The sequence below is a fragment of the Mycobacterium sp. 5-140-3-2 genome (genome assembly GCF_035666375.1).
GTDB classification, from domain to species: domain Bacteria; phylum Actinomycetota; class Actinomycetes; order Mycobacteriales; family Mycobacteriaceae; genus Mycobacterium; species Mycobacterium intracellulare.
Genome location: NZ_CP142025.1, coordinates 1,027,867 through 1,044,337, shown reverse-complemented (window position 1 = coordinate 1,044,337; position 16,471 = coordinate 1,027,867). Strand labels below are relative to the sequence as shown.

15 protein-coding genes and 1 tRNA gene are annotated in these 16,471 nt (G+C 69.4%); 7 read left to right on the top strand and 9 right to left on the bottom strand.

Annotated elements, in window-relative coordinates; translation table 11 throughout:
• Window positions 1–4: 4 nt before the first annotated feature.
• Entirely contained in the window at window positions 5–685 is a 681-nt protein-coding gene (locus tag P6281_RS05230) for a response regulator (protein WP_009954135.1), read from the top strand.
• Between the two features lie 59 nt (window positions 686–744).
• Here P6281_RS05230 and P6281_RS05225 read toward each other — a convergent pair whose 3' ends face one another.
• The 8 genes from P6281_RS05225 to mfd all read right to left on the bottom strand — a co-directional run bounded on the left by P6281_RS05225 (window position 745) and on the right by mfd (window position 10,378).
• The gene (locus tag P6281_RS05225; RefSeq protein WP_009954136.1) at window positions 745–1,050 is read right to left on the bottom strand and encodes a hypothetical protein; all 306 of its coding nucleotides are present in this window, start codon (window positions 1,048–1,050) and stop codon (window positions 745–747) included.
• A 111-nt stretch (window positions 1,051–1,161) separates the two neighbouring features.
• Window positions 1,162–2,112, bottom strand: coding sequence for a Ppx/GppA phosphatase family protein (locus P6281_RS05220; RefSeq protein WP_202378569.1), 951 nt, complete (start codon window positions 2,110–2,112; stop codon window positions 1,162–1,164).
• A complete protein-coding gene (locus P6281_RS05215; protein ID WP_009954138.1) occupies window positions 2,106–2,594 on the bottom strand; it encodes a DUF501 domain-containing protein in 489 nt (162 codons plus the stop codon). Before P6281_RS05215 ends, P6281_RS05220 begins: the two co-directional genes overlap by 7 nt.
• Window positions 2,587–3,288 (bottom strand): FtsB family cell division protein, encoded by a 702-nt coding sequence (locus P6281_RS05210; protein WP_014379341.1) that lies wholly within the window; start codon window positions 3,286–3,288, stop codon window positions 2,587–2,589. Before P6281_RS05210 ends, P6281_RS05215 begins: the two co-directional genes overlap by 8 nt.
• 1 nt (window position 3,289) lies before the next feature.
• Window positions 3,290–4,582: a phosphopyruvate hydratase gene (gene eno / locus P6281_RS05205; protein WP_014379340.1), complete on the bottom strand. Its 1,293-nt coding sequence runs from the start codon at window positions 4,580–4,582 to the stop codon at window positions 3,290–3,292.
• Between the two features lie 47 nt (window positions 4,583–4,629).
• Complete coding sequence (locus P6281_RS05200) at window positions 4,630–5,358, bottom strand: lytic transglycosylase domain-containing protein (protein WP_008254220.1); 729 nt, start codon at window positions 5,356–5,358, stop codon at window positions 4,630–4,632.
• A gap of 317 nt (window positions 5,359–5,675) precedes the next feature.
• Window positions 5,676–6,656, bottom strand: coding sequence for a nucleoside triphosphate pyrophosphohydrolase (locus tag P6281_RS05195; RefSeq protein WP_014379338.1), 981 nt, complete (start codon window positions 6,654–6,656; stop codon window positions 5,676–5,678).
• 53 nt (window positions 6,657–6,709) lie between these two features.
• Window positions 6,710–10,378, bottom strand: coding sequence for a transcription-repair coupling factor (mfd, locus tag P6281_RS05190; protein WP_324738636.1), 3,669 nt, complete (start codon window positions 10,376–10,378; stop codon window positions 6,710–6,712).
• Between the two features lie 175 nt (window positions 10,379–10,553).
• Here mfd and lysA point away from each other — a divergent pair, with 175 nt between their 5' ends.
• Window positions 10,554–11,894 carry a diaminopimelate decarboxylase gene (gene lysA, locus P6281_RS05185; RefSeq protein ID WP_014941376.1) on the top strand — a complete coding sequence of 447 codons (1,341 nt, stop codon included), beginning with the start codon at window positions 10,554–10,556 and terminating at the stop codon, window positions 11,892–11,894.
• Between the two features lie 11 nt (window positions 11,895–11,905).
• Here lysA and P6281_RS05180 read toward each other — a convergent pair whose 3' ends face one another.
• Window positions 11,906–12,499 (bottom strand): TetR/AcrR family transcriptional regulator, encoded by a 594-nt coding sequence (locus P6281_RS05180; RefSeq protein ID WP_008254212.1) that lies wholly within the window; start codon window positions 12,497–12,499, stop codon window positions 11,906–11,908.
• 215 nt (window positions 12,500–12,714) lie between these two features.
• Between P6281_RS05180 and P6281_RS05175 the strand changes: the two genes are divergently transcribed.
• The 5 genes from P6281_RS05175 (at window position 12,715) to P6281_RS05155 (ending at window position 16,470) form a co-directional block, all read left to right on the top strand.
• Window positions 12,715–12,786, top strand: a tRNA-Gln gene (locus tag P6281_RS05175).
• Between the two features lie 132 nt (window positions 12,787–12,918).
• On the top strand, window positions 12,919–14,400 hold the full coding sequence (glmU, locus tag P6281_RS05170) for a bifunctional UDP-N-acetylglucosamine diphosphorylase/glucosamine-1-phosphate N-acetyltransferase GlmU (RefSeq protein WP_008254210.1): 1,482 nt from the start codon (window positions 12,919–12,921) through the stop codon (window positions 14,398–14,400).
• 91 nt (window positions 14,401–14,491) lie between these two features.
• The gene (locus P6281_RS05165) at window positions 14,492–15,472 is read left to right on the top strand and encodes a ribose-phosphate diphosphokinase (protein WP_008254209.1); all 981 of its coding nucleotides are present in this window, start codon (window positions 14,492–14,494) and stop codon (window positions 15,470–15,472) included.
• On the top strand, window positions 15,473–15,817 hold the full coding sequence (arsC, locus tag P6281_RS05160; protein WP_008254208.1) for an arsenate reductase (glutaredoxin): 345 nt from the start codon (window positions 15,473–15,475) through the stop codon (window positions 15,815–15,817).
• The gene (locus tag P6281_RS05155) at window positions 15,814–16,470 is read left to right on the top strand and encodes an LpqN/LpqT family lipoprotein (protein ID WP_014941374.1); all 657 of its coding nucleotides are present in this window, start codon (window positions 15,814–15,816) and stop codon (window positions 16,468–16,470) included. The genes arsC and P6281_RS05155 overlap by 4 nt, the downstream gene beginning before the upstream one ends.
• Window position 16,471 lies beyond the last annotated feature (1 nt).

Genomic DNA, 16,471 nt, shown 5'->3' with positions numbered 1-16,471 from the left:
GCACATGACGCGCGTATTGGTGATCGACGACGAGCCGCAGATACTGCGCGCGCTGCGCATCAACCTGTCCGTGCGGGGCTATGAGGTGGTCACCGCGTCGAGCGGCGCGGGCGCGCTGCGCGCCGCCGCCGAGCACAAGCCCGACGTGGTGATCCTCGACCTCGGCCTGCCCGACATCTCCGGGATCGACGTCCTGGCGGGTCTGCGCGGATGGCTCACCGCACCGGTGATCGTGTTGTCCGCGCGCACCGACTCGTCGGACAAAGTGGAGGCGCTGGACGCCGGCGCCGACGATTACGTCACCAAACCCTTTGGGATGGACGAGTTCCTGGCCCGGCTGCGCGCGGCGGTCCGCCGCAACACCGCAGCATCCGAAGTCGAGCAGCCGGTGATCGAAACAGAATCGTTCACCGTCGATTTGGCCGCCAAGAAGGTCAGCAAGAACGGCGGCGAGGTCCATCTCACCCCCACCGAGTGGGGAATGCTCGAGGTCCTCGTCCGCAATCGCGGCAAGTTGGTCGGCCGCGAGGAGCTACTCAAGGAGGTGTGGGGCCCGGCCTATGCCACCGAAACCCATTACCTGCGTGTGTATCTCGCGCAGCTGCGCCGCAAGCTCGAAGACGACCCGTCGAACCCCAAACACCTGCTGACCGAGTCGGGCATGGGCTATCGCTTCGAGGTATGACGCCCGCGCCCACCGACATAGTCCCATCCGCCACACGCGTCCCTCCGGAGGAGGACATGTCAATTGCCCACCTCCGAGCGACAACCCGCGGCCTCGCGCAACGCCAGCACGCGCTGATGGATTCGATGCTCGGTGCTGCGCGGCAGGTAGCCGGGGCCGTACCTTCCTCGCCCTAGTCGCCGTACCCGCCCACGACCGATCTCCCATCGCAGCGCGTCCGAAATCGCCTTCGACGGCCTGCCGCGCACCGAGAAGCGGTGCCAGTTCAAGGCTTCGATCAGTTCGGCGATGGTTGCCGGCCCGTGAACGGCCAGCTGCATCGTGAGCACGTAACGCAGCTCGATGCCTTTGAGTGCATGGTTCATTCCCGGACGGTCGCACAGGGGTACGACACCGCCGAAGTTGTCGCTCGGAGGTGGGCAATTGACATGTCCTCCTCCGGAGGGGCGCATGTGGCGGGTGTGACTAAACCCGGCCTATTCGGCGATCGACAGCACGATGCCGTCCAAAATGTCGTGCTCGCTCACCGTCAACTCCTCGATGCCCGCACGGGCGCGCAACTCGCGGGCCAGCTCCTCCACCACGATCGCACCACCGCCGATCACGTCGGCCCGCCCCGCGTGCATCGGCGGCAGCGCCGCGCGCTCGGCGCGCGTCATCCCGATCAGCCGTTCACACACCGCCAACAGATCCGCACCGGCGACGCGTGAAAGATGAATGGCCGCAGAGTCATACGCCGGCAAGTCGTGCGCCAGCGCGGACAGCGTGGTCATCGTCCCGGCCAATCCGACCCACGTCCGCGCGCCCTCGACGGGCACCACGCCCAGCGCGACCTCGAGCCGCTCGCGCACCACCTGCCGGGCCGCCGCCACTTCCGCGGGCGTCGGCGGGTCCGAATGCAGGCAACGCTCGGTCAGCCGGACGCAGCCGATGTCGGCCGAGTAGCTGGCCACCACCGCCTCGCCCCCCACGACGATTTCGGTGGAGCCCCCACCGAGGTCGACGACGACGAAAGGTCCGGCCCCACCGTCCAATTCGCCGACCGCGCCGCGGAACGACAGCTCGGCCTCCTCGGCGCCGCTGATGACCTCGGCCACCGCACCGGGCAGCACCGCGCCCAACACGTCGGCCGTCATCGCGAAGAAGTCGTCGCGGTTGGCGACATCGCGGGCCGCCGAGGTCGCCACCATCCGCACCCGCTCCACCCCATGCGTTTTCAGCAGCGCGGCGTAGTCCGCTAACGCCGCCCGGGTGCGGGCTATGGCCTCGGCCGCGAACTCGCCGGTCGCGTCGACACCCTGGCCGAGCCGCACGATCCGCGTCTCCCGATGCACGTCACGCAGCCGCCCCGACCCTTCAACATCGGCGATCAACAAGCGAATCGAGTTGGTACCGCAGTCGATTCCCGCGAGCCTGCCGTTCACCATTGGCCCTCCACCAAAATGCCCGCCATCGCGGGCTCGCCGGCCAGGATCGCCAGCGCCTCGTCGCCGAACGGGTTAACGCCCGGCCCCTTGGCCAGCGAATGCGCGATCAGCACGTGCAAGCACTTGACCCGGTCGGGCATCCCGCCGCCGGTGAAGGTCGTCCCCAACGATTCGATCGCGTCACGCTCGGCCAGATAGGACTCGTGCGCGCGCCGGTACGCTGCCGCCAGGTCGGCGTCGCGGCCCAGTCGCTCGGTCATCTCGCGCATCAATCCCGTCGTCTCGAGCCTGCTCGCCGCCGCCGTCAGCGCCGGATGTGTCAGGTAGTACAGCGTCGGAAACGGCGTTCCGTCAGGCAATTTCGGCGCGGTCTTCACCACGCCGGGTTCGCCGTTGGGACACCGGTAGGCGATTTCGAGCACCCCGCGCGGTTCCCGCCCGAGCTGGCGGGCCACCGCGTCCAGGTCGGCACGATCAACCACCGGGACCGGGGGGGTTCGGCGCGGACGGACCCGGTTCGGCCGGCGGGGCCGGGGCTTCGGCGGGCGGCGGCGCGGGAGGCGGCGCGGCCGGCGGCAGGTGCGGGGCGTCGGCGATGGTGTGCCACAGCGACGTGTACCACGGGTCGTTGTTGACCGGTTTCGCCGACGGGGCCCCCGGCTGGGTCGGCTCGGCCGCCGACGGGGGAAGCTGAACCTGGAACGGGATGTCGCCGGGCTTCACGAAGCCGAGCCGCTCGCGGGCCTGCGCCGCAATGTAGGCCGGGTCACCGAGTTTGGTCTTTCGCTGCTCCAAATCCGCGATCTGACGGCGCAGCGCCGCCTCGCTGGCGGCCAGCTGATTCATCTCGGTGCGCTGCGCGAAATAGGTGCGCACCGGTCCGGCGATCGTCAGCGTCAGCACGCAGATCACCGCGGCCAGCACCGCCGCGCGCCGCGCGGTGAACCCGAGCCGTTGCTCGGAGCGCTGCTCAACCGATTCGGCGGCCTGCCGGGCGATGGGTTCGACGACATGCTCTTGCTGCGTGGCGTTGCGGCCGCCGTGGTTCGCCGTGGGCGATGTCCGCGCGGACGGCTTCGACGACGGCTTGGCCGACCGAGGGCGCCGAACCGAAGCGCCGGCCTTCCCCGGGCGCGATGCCGGGGAACGCCGCTTCGGATCCGGCTTGCCGGGCAAGCTATTTGGCCTCCGGCGGCGTATACCGCGGGAAGGCGAGATCGCCGGCGTAGCGGGCGGCATCGCCGAGCGCCTCCTCGATCCGCAGCAGCTGGTTGTATTTGGCGACGCGCTCGCTGCGGGCGGGCGCACCGGTCTTGATCTGCCCGCTGCCGACCGCCACCGCCAGGTCGGCGATCGTGGTGTCCTCGGTCTCGCCGCTGCGATGGCTCATCATCGTGCGGTAGCCGCTGTGATGGGCCAGCGCGACGGCGTCGAGCGTCTCGGTCAGCGTGCCGATCTGATTCACCTTGACCAGCAACGCGTTTGCCACACCCTTGTCGATACCCTCTTCCAGGCGTTCGGGATTGGTGACGAAGATGTCGTCGCCGACGATCTGCAGCCGGTCGCCGATGGCCGCGGTCAGGGCTACCCAGCCATCCCAATCGTCTTCCGACAGTGGGTCTTCGATGGACACCAGCGGATAAGACCCGAGCAGCCCGGCGTAGAACTCGGTCATCTGCTCCGCGGTGCGGGTGCTGCCCTCGAATTTGTAACCCGTCCCGTCGGTGAAGAACTCGGTGGCCGCCGCGTCGAGGGCCAGCGCCACGTCGGCGCCGAGTTTGAAGCCGGCCGAGTCGATGGCCCGGCTGATCAGGTCCAGGGCGGCCGTGGTGCCCGCCACGTCGGGGGCGAAGCCGCCCTCGTCGCCCAGGCCCGTGCTCAAGCCCTGCTTCTTGAGCACCGATTTCAGCGAGTGATACACCTCGGCGCCCCAGCGCAGCGCCTCGGCGAAGCTGGGCGCACCGATCGGCGCCACCATGAACTCCTGGATGTCGACGGCGGTGTCGGCGTGCGCGCCGCCGTTGAGAATGTTCATCATCGGCACCGGCAGGATGTGCGCGTTCGGGCCGCCGAGGTAGCGGAAAAGCGGCAACTCGGCGGAATCGGCGGCCGCCTTGGCCACGGCCAGCGACACACCCAGGATCGCGTTGCCGCCCAGCCTCGACTTGTCGGGCGTGCCGTCCAGGTCCAGCAGCGCCTGGTCGACCAGCCGCTGATCGTCGGCGTTGAGGCCGATCACCGCCGGGCCGATCTCGTCCAGCACGGCCTGCACGGCCTTCTGCACACCCTTGCCGGCGTAGCGCTCGCCACCGTCGCGCAACTCGACGGCCTCGTGCTCGCCCGTCGACGCGCCCGACGGCACCGCCGCGCGGGCAAAGGTCCCGTCGATCAGGGCTATCTCGACCTCGACTGTCGGGTTGCCGCGGGAATCGAGGATCTCGCGGGCCCCGACCTGCTCGATAATCGGCACTGGGGTTCTCCTTGTTCGCGTAAGGCCTGGGTCAGCGATACATCCTGCTATAGCGGGTGACCTTTCGCGTAAGCGGTCGCCCAATCCCGGACCGCCCGCGCGTAGACCCCGGAATTGTTGTAGGCCCGCAGCGCGGTGATCCAGCCCCGCGGCGTCGCGAGATCCTTTCCGCGCCAACACAGGTAGCCCGCCGCGGCGAGCGCGGCGTCGTCGATGTTGTCGGGGCTGACGCGGCCGTCGTTGTGAGCGTCGACACCATAGAGCCGCCACGTCTCGGGGATGAACTGCATCGGCCCCATGGCACGCGTCACGCCGTCGCCGTCGGTGAGGTCCTCGTCGGTGTCGACGATGCGCAGCGTCCCGCCGCTGCCGTCGAGTCGGACGCCGCGGATCGGCGGGCTGACATCCCCGTTGGGGGCCAGCGTGGCGCCGCGGTAGGTGCCGTGGTGGCTCTCGACCTGTCCGATGCCCGCCAGCGTGGTCCAGGCGATGTGGCACTTCGGGTTCTCGACTTCGGCGACCCGGGCCGCGTACGCGTAGGCCTCGAGCGCGATCAGCGGGATCTCCAAGGCCGCCGACCGTGGTTGGGCCCAGTCGCGCAACTGTTCCGCGGGCCGACCGCTGGCGTGCGTGTCCACCGGCGGCACCGGGTCACCCGCGGGGGGCGGCACGCCGTCGGGGATGAACAGGCTGAGTTGCCACGTGCAACTGGAGGCCAGAACGATCGCGGTCGCGCCGATCACGGCGGCCGCGCGCATCCAACGCCTCGGCGACACCATGCTTTCCTGAGCTCCCCTAAACTCGCCTGCACCAACTTCCGCCACACCATCGTCCCATGCGTTCGGGGACCGCTCGGTCGCGTCGGGCCTCGGCGCACCGGCGTCGTGCCGGGTTCAGCTAATTACCGATTAGCTGCTGGCCGCCTTGGCTAGCGCGGTCAGACCAACGCCGACCACGGGGATTCGCAACCTCATCCGCGATATTACCGACGCGCCGAGGACAAATCCGGCAAACACCGCGGCGATCGCTCTCGCCGATGACGGCGGGCGGGAAATATCCGTGGCGCGCCCGCCTGCGAGGCGTCGTCGCGCGCTCAGGCCTCGTCGGCAACGGCGTCGGTGGCGGCCCCCTTGGGGGCCGAGTCACCCGTCGGCCAGTGCTCGCGCCACTCCTGTTCGGAGACTTCACCGAGCGGGGCCACGTCGAACTCGTCGGGGACGTCTCCCCCGCGGCGCGCCGTGGCGATCGCCCGTTCCGCACCGCGAACCGTGTCGACGAAGTCCAGAACCGCTGTGCGCAGAGCGCTTTCGGCATCGACATCGGCCGACACACGGATCGAGGTGATTTCGTCGGGGATCAGGTCGGCGGGCACACCGGCTTTGCCGGCGCGCTGAATCACCTTCTGGGCAAGCGCCAGCGCGGGCTGCCCCGTGTGCACGTCGTCCATCACCGACTTGCGCGGCTTTTCGGACGCCTTGCGCTCTTCCCACTGGGCCAACTGCTCTTCGAGCGAAATCGATTGCCCAGCAAGCACTCCCGGGACCCGATTGCCCAGCTTGCGCATCAGGGCTGCGGCGACGTCATCGATGGTGAAGGCGGACTGCGGCGCCTCCTCGGCGATGCGGGCGTGGAAGAGGACTTGCAGCAGCACGTCGCCGAGTTCGTCGCGCAGCTGGTCGGCGTTGCCGCTGCCCACCGCGTCCAGCAGCTCGTAGGTTTCCTCCAACAAAAACCTGCGCAGCGAATCGTGGGTTTGCTCACTCTCCCACGGCCCGGCAGTGCGCAGTTTGTCCATCATGGCCACGGCGTCGACCAGCCGTTCGCCGCGCGGCGTCTCGGGCGCCGAGATCAGCCGGGCCCCGGCCGCCAGGCGGGCGGTCACGGCCGGGTGGTCGGGGTCGGACGACAGCAGCACCGGCGCGTCCGCACCGGAGTGCACCGGACGCGCCGCCGACAACGACCAGGGCACCGCGACGGGCATCTCCTCGGTGTACTGCACCTCACCGGCGAGATGCTCGATGGCTTCGATGGGGACCAGCGAAGGGCGGCGGGGGTCGAACAACACGACGATCATTGGCGCCGCTCCTCCTCATCGCTGCGCTCTGCATCGTCGCCGGCGCGGATCATTTAGCGCCCCTCACTCGTCATCGCCGCAGGTGAACTCGTTATACCAATATCCGTCTGCGCCTTGCCCTGCAATGCCGTCACCAGGTTGGCCACCATCTGCACCAGCTCGACATCGCGCAGCCGCGGCGCGCCGACGCCGCCGGCGCGCGGGATGGGAACCTGCACGGTGGAGGTCGTGGCGCGGTAGCCCGCCGCCGGATACATCCGCTTGAGCCGCACCTGCGCCGAATCCGGCAGCGTCATCGGCGAGAGCCGCACGGTGGCCGCCGAGGGCGCCGACACCTCGGTGATGCCCGCGGCGCGGCACAGCAGCCGCAGCCGGGCCACCGCCACCAGCCGCAGGGCCGGCTCGGGCAGCGCGCCGTAGCGGTCGACGAGTTCCTCCACGACCGCGTCGATCTCGCCGTCGGAGGCCGCCGCGGCCAGCCGGCGGTACGCCTCGAGCCGCAGCCGGTCGCTGGCGATGTAGTCCGGCGGCAGGTGCGCATCGACCGGCAGGTCGATGCGCACGTCCTTCGGCTCCTCGGCCGTCGTGACGGTGTGGCCGTCGGCGGCCGCGCGGTAGGCCTCCACGGCCTCGCCCACCAGGCGGACGTACAGGTCGAAGCCGACGCCGGCGACGTGCCCGGACTGCTCGACGCCCAACACGTTTCCGGCGCCGCGGATCTCGAGGTCCTTCATCGCGACCGCCATGCCCGCGCCGAGCTCGTTGTTCTGCGCGATGGTGGCCAGCCGGTCGTAGGCGGTCTCGGTCAGCGGCGCATGCGGCGGATACAGGAAGTAGGCGTAGCCGCGCTCCCGGCTGCGGCCGACCCGGCCGCGCAGCTGGTGCAGCTGCGAGAGGCCGAAGGTGTCGGCGCGCTCGACGATCAGCGTGTTGGCGTTGGAGATGTCCAGCCCGGTCTCCACGATCGTGGTGCACACCAGGATGTCGTATTCGCGGTTCCAGAACCCCTGCACCGTGCGTTCCAGCCGTTCTTCGGGCATCTGACCGTGCGCGACGACCACCCGCGCCTCGGGCACCAGCTCCCGGATCTTCGCCGCTGTCCGGTCGATCGAGCTGACCCGGTTGTGCACGTAGAAGACCTGCCCGTCGCGCAGCAGCTCGCGGCGCAAGGCGGCCGCGACCTGCTTGTCGTCGTGCGGGCCGACGTAGGTCAGCACCGGGTAGCGCTCCTCGGGCGGGGTCAGGATCGTCGACATCTCGCGGATCCCGGCCAGGCTCATCTCCAGCGTGCGCGGGATCGGGGTGGCGCTCATGGTCAGCACGTCGACGTGGGTGCGCAGCGACTTGATGTGCTCCTTGTGCTCGACGCCGAACCGCTGCTCCTCGTCGACGACGACGAGGCCGAGGTCCTTCCAGCGCACCCCCGTCTGCAACAGCCGGTGCGTGCCGATCACCACGTCCACCGACCCGTCGGCCAGGCCCTCGATCACGGCCTTGGACTCCGCGGGGTCGGTGAACCGGGACAGGCCCTTGACGGTCACCGGGAACCCGGTCATCCGGTCGGTGAAAGTCTGCAGGTGCTGGTCTGCCAGCAGCGTGGTGGGCACCAGCACGGCCACCTGCTTGCCGTCCTGGACCGCCTTGAACGCCGCCCGCACCGCGATCTCGGTCTTGCCGTAGCCCACATCGCCGCAGATCACCCGGTCCATCGGGATCGGCTTTTCCATGTCCCCCTTGACCTCGGTGATCGCGGTCAGCTGGTCGACGGTCTCGGTGTACCCGAACGCGTCTTCCATCTCGGCCTGCCACGGGGTGTCCGGGCCGAACGCGTGCCCGGGGCTGGCCTGTCGCTTGGCGTACAGGGACACCAGCTCGCCGGCGATCTCGCGCACCGCGCGGCGCGCCTTGGTCTTGGTGTTGGCCCAGTCGCTGCCGCCGAGCTTGCTCAGCGCCGGCGCCTGCCCACCGACGTACCGCGACAGCTGATCCAGCGAATCCATTGGGACATAAAGCTTGTCTGTATTTTTGGCCGCGCCACCACGGTTCTTGCTGGACGCGTACTCCAGCACCAAATACTCGCGCCGGGCGCCGCCGACGGTGCGCTCGACCATCTCCACGAACCGGCCGATGCCGTGCTGATCGTGCACGACGAGATCACCGGCGGTCAGCGCCAACGGGTCAACGGTGTTGCGCCGCTTGGCCGCCAGGCGCTTGCCCTCGACGGCGGCGACCCGGCTGCCCGTGAGGTCGGTCTCGGTGATCACCACCAGCGTGGCGCCGGGGATGATGACGCCGTCGTGCAGCGGGCCCTTGAGCACGCCGACTATCCCCTTTTTAGGTCGAACTTGGCCTGCGGCCCCGGATTCCAGCATGGCGGCCGGGGTGTCGCATTCGGCGAGCCGTTCCACCACGCGGTGCGCGGTGCCGGCGCCGGGGGCGACGACGACGGCGTAGCCGCCGGTGGTGACGTGCGCGCGCAGCATCGCGAAGATGCCGTCGATGTCGTGCTGATGGCCGCGCGCCGAGGGCGCCGCCCGGATGTCCAGCTCGACGGCCGACTCGTCGGACAACTGGCTCAACGTCCACCACGGATGCCCGCCTTTGGCGGCCGCGGCCCGCACGTCATCCAGCTCGGCGAATCCCGATCCGCCGAATTGCGCGACATCGACGGGGGCGTCCGTGCCCATGGCGGCCGCCGACCACGAGGCTTCGAGGAATTCGCTGCCGGTCTTGATCAGGTCGGCGGCGCGGGTGCGGATCTTCTCGGGGTCGCACAACAGGATCGGGGTGCCCTGCGCCAGTTGGTCGGTCAGCAGCACGTGCTCGCCGGGCCGCAGCACGGGCAGCAGGGCCTCCATGCCGTCGACCGAGATGCCCTCGGCGAGCTTGGCCAGCATGTCGGTGACGCTGCCCGTGATCGCGGGCTCGGTCGCCGGGTGCCGCGCGGACAGCTCGGCGGCCCGTTGCCGCACCTCCTCCGTGAGCAGCAGCTCGCGGCAGGGCACCGCGATCAGGGTGTCGACCTCGATCTCCGGGATCGACCGCTGATCGGCGACGGAGAACATGCGCATCTCGCTGACCTCGTCACCCCAGAACTCGATGCGCACCGGGTGCTCGGCCGTCGGCGGGAAGACGTCGAGAATCCCGCCGCGCACGGCGAACTCGCCGCGCCGGCCCACCATGTCGACCCGGGTGTAGGCCAGTTCGACCAGCCGGGCGATCACGCCCTCGAATTCGACTTCCGCACCGACGCTCAATGTGACCGGCTCGATTAGGCCGAGCTGCGGTGTCATCGGCTGCAGCAGCGAGCGGGCCGCGGTGACCACGACCTGAAGGGGAGGGCCCAGACGCGCGTCGTCGGGGTGGGCCAGGCGCCGCAGCACGGTCAGGCGGGCGCCGACGGTGTCGACGCCGGGCGAGAGCCGCTCGTGCGGCAGCGTCTCCCAGGACGGGAAGACCGCGACGGCATCGCCGAAGACGCCGCGCAGTTCAGCGGTCAGGTCGTCGGCTTCGCGCCCGGTCGCGGTGACTACCAGCAAAGGACCCAACCGCGCCAGCGCGCTGGCCACGAACAACCGTGCGCTGGCTGGACCCACCAGGTGCAGTTCGGCCGGCGACGCGGCCGCGCTGTCGATCAGCTGCTGGAAGGTCGGCGCGGTGAGCGCCAATTCAACGAGCCCCGCGATCGGGGTTTCTGGGCGAGCAGCCCCCGGTGCGGTCATGATGAATTCCATTCTAGGGCGGCTTGCCCGGCTCCTTCCTCCCGCCGACGCGGCGCTCGCCGTCGCCGGGCGGGGGACCGCCGGACAAGCCGATCCGCGTCAATATCGGGCTCGGCGTCGTCAAGGGATCGTCAAGAAAGCTCTACGCGTGCGCCCGCGGGCGCACGTTGGATTCATGACATTGCTGGACATTCTGCCGTCGCTCGGCCACGCGGCTCCGCCGCGCTTCGACCCGGCGATCTGGCCCCTCACCGCCCATCCCGACGAGGAGGGCAGGCTGTGCGTCGGCGGTGTGGCGTTGGCCGATATCGCCGACGAGTTCAACACCCCGGCCTACGTGATCGACGAAGCCGACTTCCGGCATCGCGCCCGCCGCTATCGCCGGACCCTGCGCGGGGTCGAGGTCGTCTACGCCGGCAAGTCGCTGCTGAGCACCGCGGTGGCAGGCTGGGCCCGCGACGAGGGCCTCGGCGTCGACGTCTGCTCGGCCGGTGAACTGGCCACGGCCCTGGCCGGCGGCGTGGACCCGGCCCGCCTCGTCATGCACGGCAACGCGAAATCGCCCGACGAGCTGCGCGACGCCGTGCGCGCCGGGGTGGGGCGCATCGTGCTGGACTCCTGCATGGAGATCGCCTACCTCGCCGGCCTGGCGCGGCGGCGCCAGCGGGTGCTCATCCGGGTGACGCCCGACATCGACATCCACGGGCACCGCGCCGTCACCACCGGCGTCAGCGACCAGAAGTTCGGCTTCACGCTCGCCGGCGACCACGCCGCCGACGCGGTGGCCCGCGTGCTGGCGCACCCCATCCTCGACCTGGTCGGCCTGCACTGCCACATCGGCTCGCAGGTCAGCGACGCCGCCCTGTACGGCGAGGCCATTCGGCGGATGATCGCCGCGATGGCCGACATCCGGGCCCGGCACGGCGTCATCCTCACCGAGCTGAACATCGGTGGCGGACATGCGATCCCGTACGTTCCCGGCGACCGCGAGCTGGATCTCGACGAGCTGGCCGCGGCGATCGAGGACGCCCTCGACGAGGCCTGCGCCGCCGAGCAGTTCCCCCGCCCGCAGATCGTGGTGGAACCGGGCCGGGCCATCAGCGGCCGCGCCGGCGTGACCCTGTATCGGGTGCGCTCGGTGAAGACGCAATTCGGCGGTCGCACCTTCGTCGCCGTCGACGGCGGCATGAGCGATAACCCGCGGGTGGCGCTGTACGGCGCGCAGTACGCCGTCGCGCTGGCCAACCGGCATCCGCTGGGGCTCAAGCAGACCGTCACCGTGGCCGGCCGGCACTGTGAATCGGGCGACGAGATCGCCCGCGACATCGAGTTGCCGGCGGATCTGCGCCCCGGCGACCTGCTGGCCGTGGCGTGCACCGGCGCCTACCACCACAGCATGGCGTCCAACTACAACATGGTCGGCAGGCCGTCGCTGGTGGCCGTCAAGGATGGCCGGGCCCGCGAACTGGTTCGCCGCGAGACCGTCGCCGACCTGATGGCGCGCGACTGCGGGTAGCCCGTCGCGGTCTACTCGTCCTGCAGGCGGGGGTCGGCCTCCAGCCCGATCAGCCCGTTCCACATGAGGTTGACCAGGTGCGCGGCCACCACTTCCTTCTTGGGCTCGCGGGTGTCGAGCCACCACTGCGCGGTCATCGACACCGAGCCCACCAGCGCCTGGGCGTAGAGAGGAGCCAGCCCCGGATCCAGGCCGCGACGGGAGAAATCACCGGCCAGGATGGAGCTGACCTGGTTGACGGCGTCGTTGAGCAGGCTCGAGTAGGTGCCCGAGCTGATCGCGGCCGGTGAGTCGCGGATCATGATCCGGAAGCCGTCGGTGCGCTCTTCGACGTAGGTGAGCAGGGCAAGGGCGACCCGCTCGACCCGCACCCGGGAGCGGTTGTTGGTCAGCGACGAGGTGATGCCGTCCAGCAGCGCCGACATCTCCCGGTCGACGACGACGGCATAGAGGCCCTCTTTGCCCCCGAAATGCTCGTAGACGACCGGCTTGGACACGTTGGCCCGCAGCGCGATCTCCTCGATCGAGGTGCCTTCATACCCGCGCTCGGCGAACAGCGAACGCGCGATGCCGATGAGTTGTTGGCGACGTTCGGTGCCGGTCATCCGCGCGCGCGGCGCCCGAACCTCCTTGTCCGGTTCCTTTTGCGTTTGGGGGTCCAGCACGGCCACGTCAATCAGCGTATCGGGCGGTGGGCGGTTCGGTGGGCGACCAGCGCCCCGCATCGTCATCCGACTAGGCCCGGATTGTCGGATTCCTCCTCGGGCCGCAAGCGCCCCGCATCGTCATCCGACTAAGCCGACTAAAGTCTTCTTGGCGATCCGTCGTGGTGTAATCGGCAGCACCTCTGATTTTGGTTCAGATAGTTCAGGTTCGAGTCCTGGCGACGGAGCTTCCTCCGAATCGAGCGCGGGTCTCCCGCGGCTCGATTTTTTGCCTTCACCGCAGATGAGGTGACACGCTTGACGGCGTGTCGGCGCTTCCGCGCGCAGCCCGCGCGGGACGAACCCGAAAAGGAGGGTTGATGTCGTCTCCTGGTGATACCGCGGTCGTGGTGCTCGCGGCCGGGCCCGGCACCCGGATGCGGTCGGACACCCCGAAGGTGCTGCACACCATCGGCGGGCGCAGCATGCTGTCCCACCTCCTGCACGCGATCGCCAAGGTGGCGCCGCAGCACCTGGCCGTGGTGCTGGGCCACGATCACGAGCGCATCGCCCCGCTCGTCGCCGACTGGGCCGACGCCCTCGGACGCCCCATCGACGTGGCCCTGCAGGACCGGCCGCGGGGCACCGGCGACGCCGTCCTGTGCGGCCTGTCCGCGCTGCCCGAGGACTACGCCGGGGTGGTCGTCGTCACCTCGGGCGACACCCCGCTGCTGGACGCCGACACCCTCGCCGACCTCATCGCCGCCCATAGCGCGGCGCCGGCCGCGGCCACGGTGCTGACCACGACGTTGAGCGACCCCAGCGGCTACGGCCGCATCCTGCGCACCCAGGACAACCAGGTCACGGCGATCGTGGAGCACGCCGACGCCACCGAATCCCAGCGCGAGATCCGCGAGGTCAACGCCGGCGTCTACGCCTTCGACATCGCGGCGTTGCGCTCGGCGCTGAACCGGTTGAGCTCCAACAACGCCCAGCAGGAGCTGTATCTGACCGACGTCATCGCCATCCTGCGCGGCGACGGCCTGGCGATCCACGCCCGCCACGTCGACGACAGCGCGCTGGTGGCCGGCGTCAACAACCGGGTCCAGCTCGCGCAGCTGGGCGCCGAGCTCAACCGGCGCATCGTCGCCGCCCACCAGATGGCCGGCGTCACCATCGTCGACCCGGCCACCACCTGGATCGACGTCGACGTGACGATCGGCCGCGACACCGTGATCCACCCCGGGACTCAGCTGCTGGGCCGCACCCAGGTCGGCGGGCACTGCGTCGTTGGCCCGGACACCACCCTGACCGACGTCAGCGTCGGCGACGGCGCCTCGGTGGTGCGGACCCACGGCACCTCGTCGTCCATCGGCGCCGGGGCCACCGTCGGCCCGTTCACCTACCTGCGGCCCGGCACCGTGCTGGGCGACGACGGCAAGCTGGGCGCGTTCGTCGAGACCAAGAACTCCACCATCGGCACCGGCTCCAAAGTGCCGCACCTGACCTATGTCGGGGACGCCGACATCGGCGAGCACAGCAACATCGGCGCGTCCAGCGTGTTCGTCAACTACGACGGCGAATCCAAGCGGCGGACCACCATCGGTTCGCACGTCCGCACCGGGTCGGACACCATGTTCGTGGCTCCGGTGACGGTCGGCGACGGCGCCTACACCGGCGCGGGCACCGTGGTGCGCAACGACGTCCCGCCGGGAACGCTGGCGGTCTCCGCAGGTCCGCAACGCAACATCGAGGGCTGGGTGCACCGCAAGCGCCCCGGCAGCGCCGCCGCGCAAGCGGCCGAGGCCGCCGAAAAGGCCACCGGCCAGCCGCCCGCCGCAGAAACCGAACAGACATCGTGACGTCGGTAGCTGGCAACCCGGCCACATTTCCGTACGATTCGCTTCGTACGATGGGCACTTCCATTGGGATCCGAACGGCAAGGGCAGCACGGTGAGCCACGACTGGACCGATAACCGCAAAAATTTGATGCTCTTCTCCGGTCGGGCGCACCCCGAGCTGGCCGAGCAGGTGGCCAAGGAGCTCGACGTCCACGTCACCGCGCAGACCGCGCGCGAGTTCGCCAACGGCGAGATCTTCGTCCGGTTCCACGAATCGGTCCGCGGGTGCGACGCCTTCGTGTTGCAGTCGGCGCCGGCGCCGGTGAACAACTGGCTGATGGAACAGCTCATCATGATCGACGCGCTCAAGCGGGGCAGCGCCAAGCGGATCACCGCCGTCATGCCGTTCTACCCCTACGCCCGCCAAGACAAGAAGCACCGCGGCCGCGAACCGATCTCGGCGCGCCTGGTCGCCGACCTGCTCAAGACCGCCGGCGCCGACCGGATCGTGACCGTCGACCTGCACACCGATCAGATCCAGGGCTTCTTCGACGGGCCCGTCGATCACATGCGCGGGCAGAACCTGCTCACCGGCTACATCCGGGACAACTACCCCGACGGCAACATGGTGGTCGTCTCCCCCGACTCCGGCCGGGTGCGCATCGCCGAGAAATGGGCCGACGCCCTGGGCGGTGTCCCGCTGGCGTTCATCCACAAGACCCGCGACCCGCGGGTGCCCAACCAGGTGGTGTCCAACCGCGTCGTCGGTGAGGTGGCGGGACGCACCTGCGTCTTGATCGACGACATGATCGACACGGGTGGCACCATCGCCGGCGCGGTCAAGCTGCTGCACGACGACGGCGCGGCCGACGTGGTGATCGCCGCGACGCACGGTGTGCTCTCCGACCCGGCGGCCGAGCGGCTGGCCGGCTGCGGCGCCCGGGAGGTGATCGTGACGAACACCTTGCCGATCGGTGAGGAGAAGCGTTTCCCGCAGCTGACGGTCCTGTCCATCGCGCCACTGCTGGCCAGCACCATCCGTGCCGTGTTCGAAAACGGCTCGGTCACAGGGCTGTTCGACGGGGACGCCTAAATGGCCGACACCGTCATCTACCACAACCCCCGCTGCAGCACCTCCCGCAAGACGCTGGACCTGTTGCGCGACAGCGGCCTTGAGCCCGAAGTCGTCGAGTACCTGAAGAACCCGCCGTCGCGTGCCGAGCTGGTGAAGATGATTCGCGACGCCGGCATCGACGTGCGTACGGCGGTGCGCAAGCGTGAATCGCTGTATGAGGAGCTCAATCTCGCCGACGCGACCGATGAGCAATTGCTCGACGCCATGGTCGAACACCCGATCCTGATCGAACGACCCTTCGTCGTCACGACGAAGGGCACTCGGCTGGCCCGCCCGATCGACGCGGTCCGCGAGATTCTGTGAATCGGTTCGGCAGCTGCGCGGCCGGTGCCGCGATAGTTGCACTGGCCGTGTCGGCCGCCGGCTGCGCCCCGAAAGCTCCTGACTATCAATCGATCTTGTCGAAGACGCCGACGACCTCTACCACCACGCCGACGGCAAAGCCGGTCCCCCTGTCGCAGTATCTGCAAAGCATCGGGGTGACCGGCCAACCCGTGGCACCGGAATCCGTTCCCGGCCTGACGATCTCGATCCCGACGCCGCAGGGCTGGGCGCCGTTCACCAGTCCCAACATCACACCGCAAACCTTGATCATCTCCAAGGGCGGTAAATTTCCGACGGCGCGGCTGGTGGTCTTCCAGCTGAACGGGGATTTCGACCCGGCCGAAGTCATCAAGCACGGCAACGACGATGCGCGCCTGTTCGAGAACTTCAAGCAGCTGGACGCCTCGGGCACGCCGTACAACGGCTTCCCGTCGTCGATGATCCAGGGCAGCTACGACCTCGACGGCATGCGGCTACACAGTTGGAACCGCATCGTCATCCCCACCGGGCCGCCGCCGGACCACAAGCGCTACCTGGTGCAGCTGACCATCACCAGCATGGCCAACCAGGCCGCCGCGGAGTCGACGGACATCGACACGATCATCCGCGGATTCGTCGTCGCGGCGAAGTAAA

Excerpts from the sequence above, each read along its gene's own strand:
- glmU (WP_008254210.1), top strand. The coding sequence starts at position 12,919 with ATGTCGTCTCCTGGTGATACCGCGGTCGTGGTGCTCGCGGCCGGGCCC.
- P6281_RS05180 (WP_008254212.1), bottom strand. The coding sequence starts at position 12,499 with ATGACCGGCACCGAACGTCGCCAACAACTCATCGGCATCGCGCGTTCG.
- P6281_RS05195 (WP_014379338.1), bottom strand. The coding sequence starts at position 6,656 with ATGATCGTCGTGTTGTTCGACCCCCGCCGCCCTTCGCTGGTCCCCATC.
- P6281_RS05220 (WP_202378569.1), bottom strand. The coding sequence starts at position 2,112 with ATGGTGAACGGCAGGCTCGCGGGAATCGACTGCGGTACCAACTCGATT.
- lysA (WP_014941376.1), top strand. The coding sequence starts at position 10,554 with ATGACATTGCTGGACATTCTGCCGTCGCTCGGCCACGCGGCTCCGCCG.
- P6281_RS05230 (WP_009954135.1), top strand. The coding sequence starts at position 5 with ATGACGCGCGTATTGGTGATCGACGACGAGCCGCAGATACTGCGCGCG.
- mfd (WP_324738636.1), bottom strand. The coding sequence starts at position 10,378 with ATGACCGCACCGGGGGCTGCTCGCCCAGAAACCCCGATCGCGGGGCTC.
- P6281_RS05225 (WP_009954136.1), bottom strand. The coding sequence starts at position 1,050 with ATGAACCATGCACTCAAAGGCATCGAGCTGCGTTACGTGCTCACGATG.
- arsC (WP_008254208.1), top strand. The coding sequence starts at position 15,473 with ATGGCCGACACCGTCATCTACCACAACCCCCGCTGCAGCACCTCCCGC.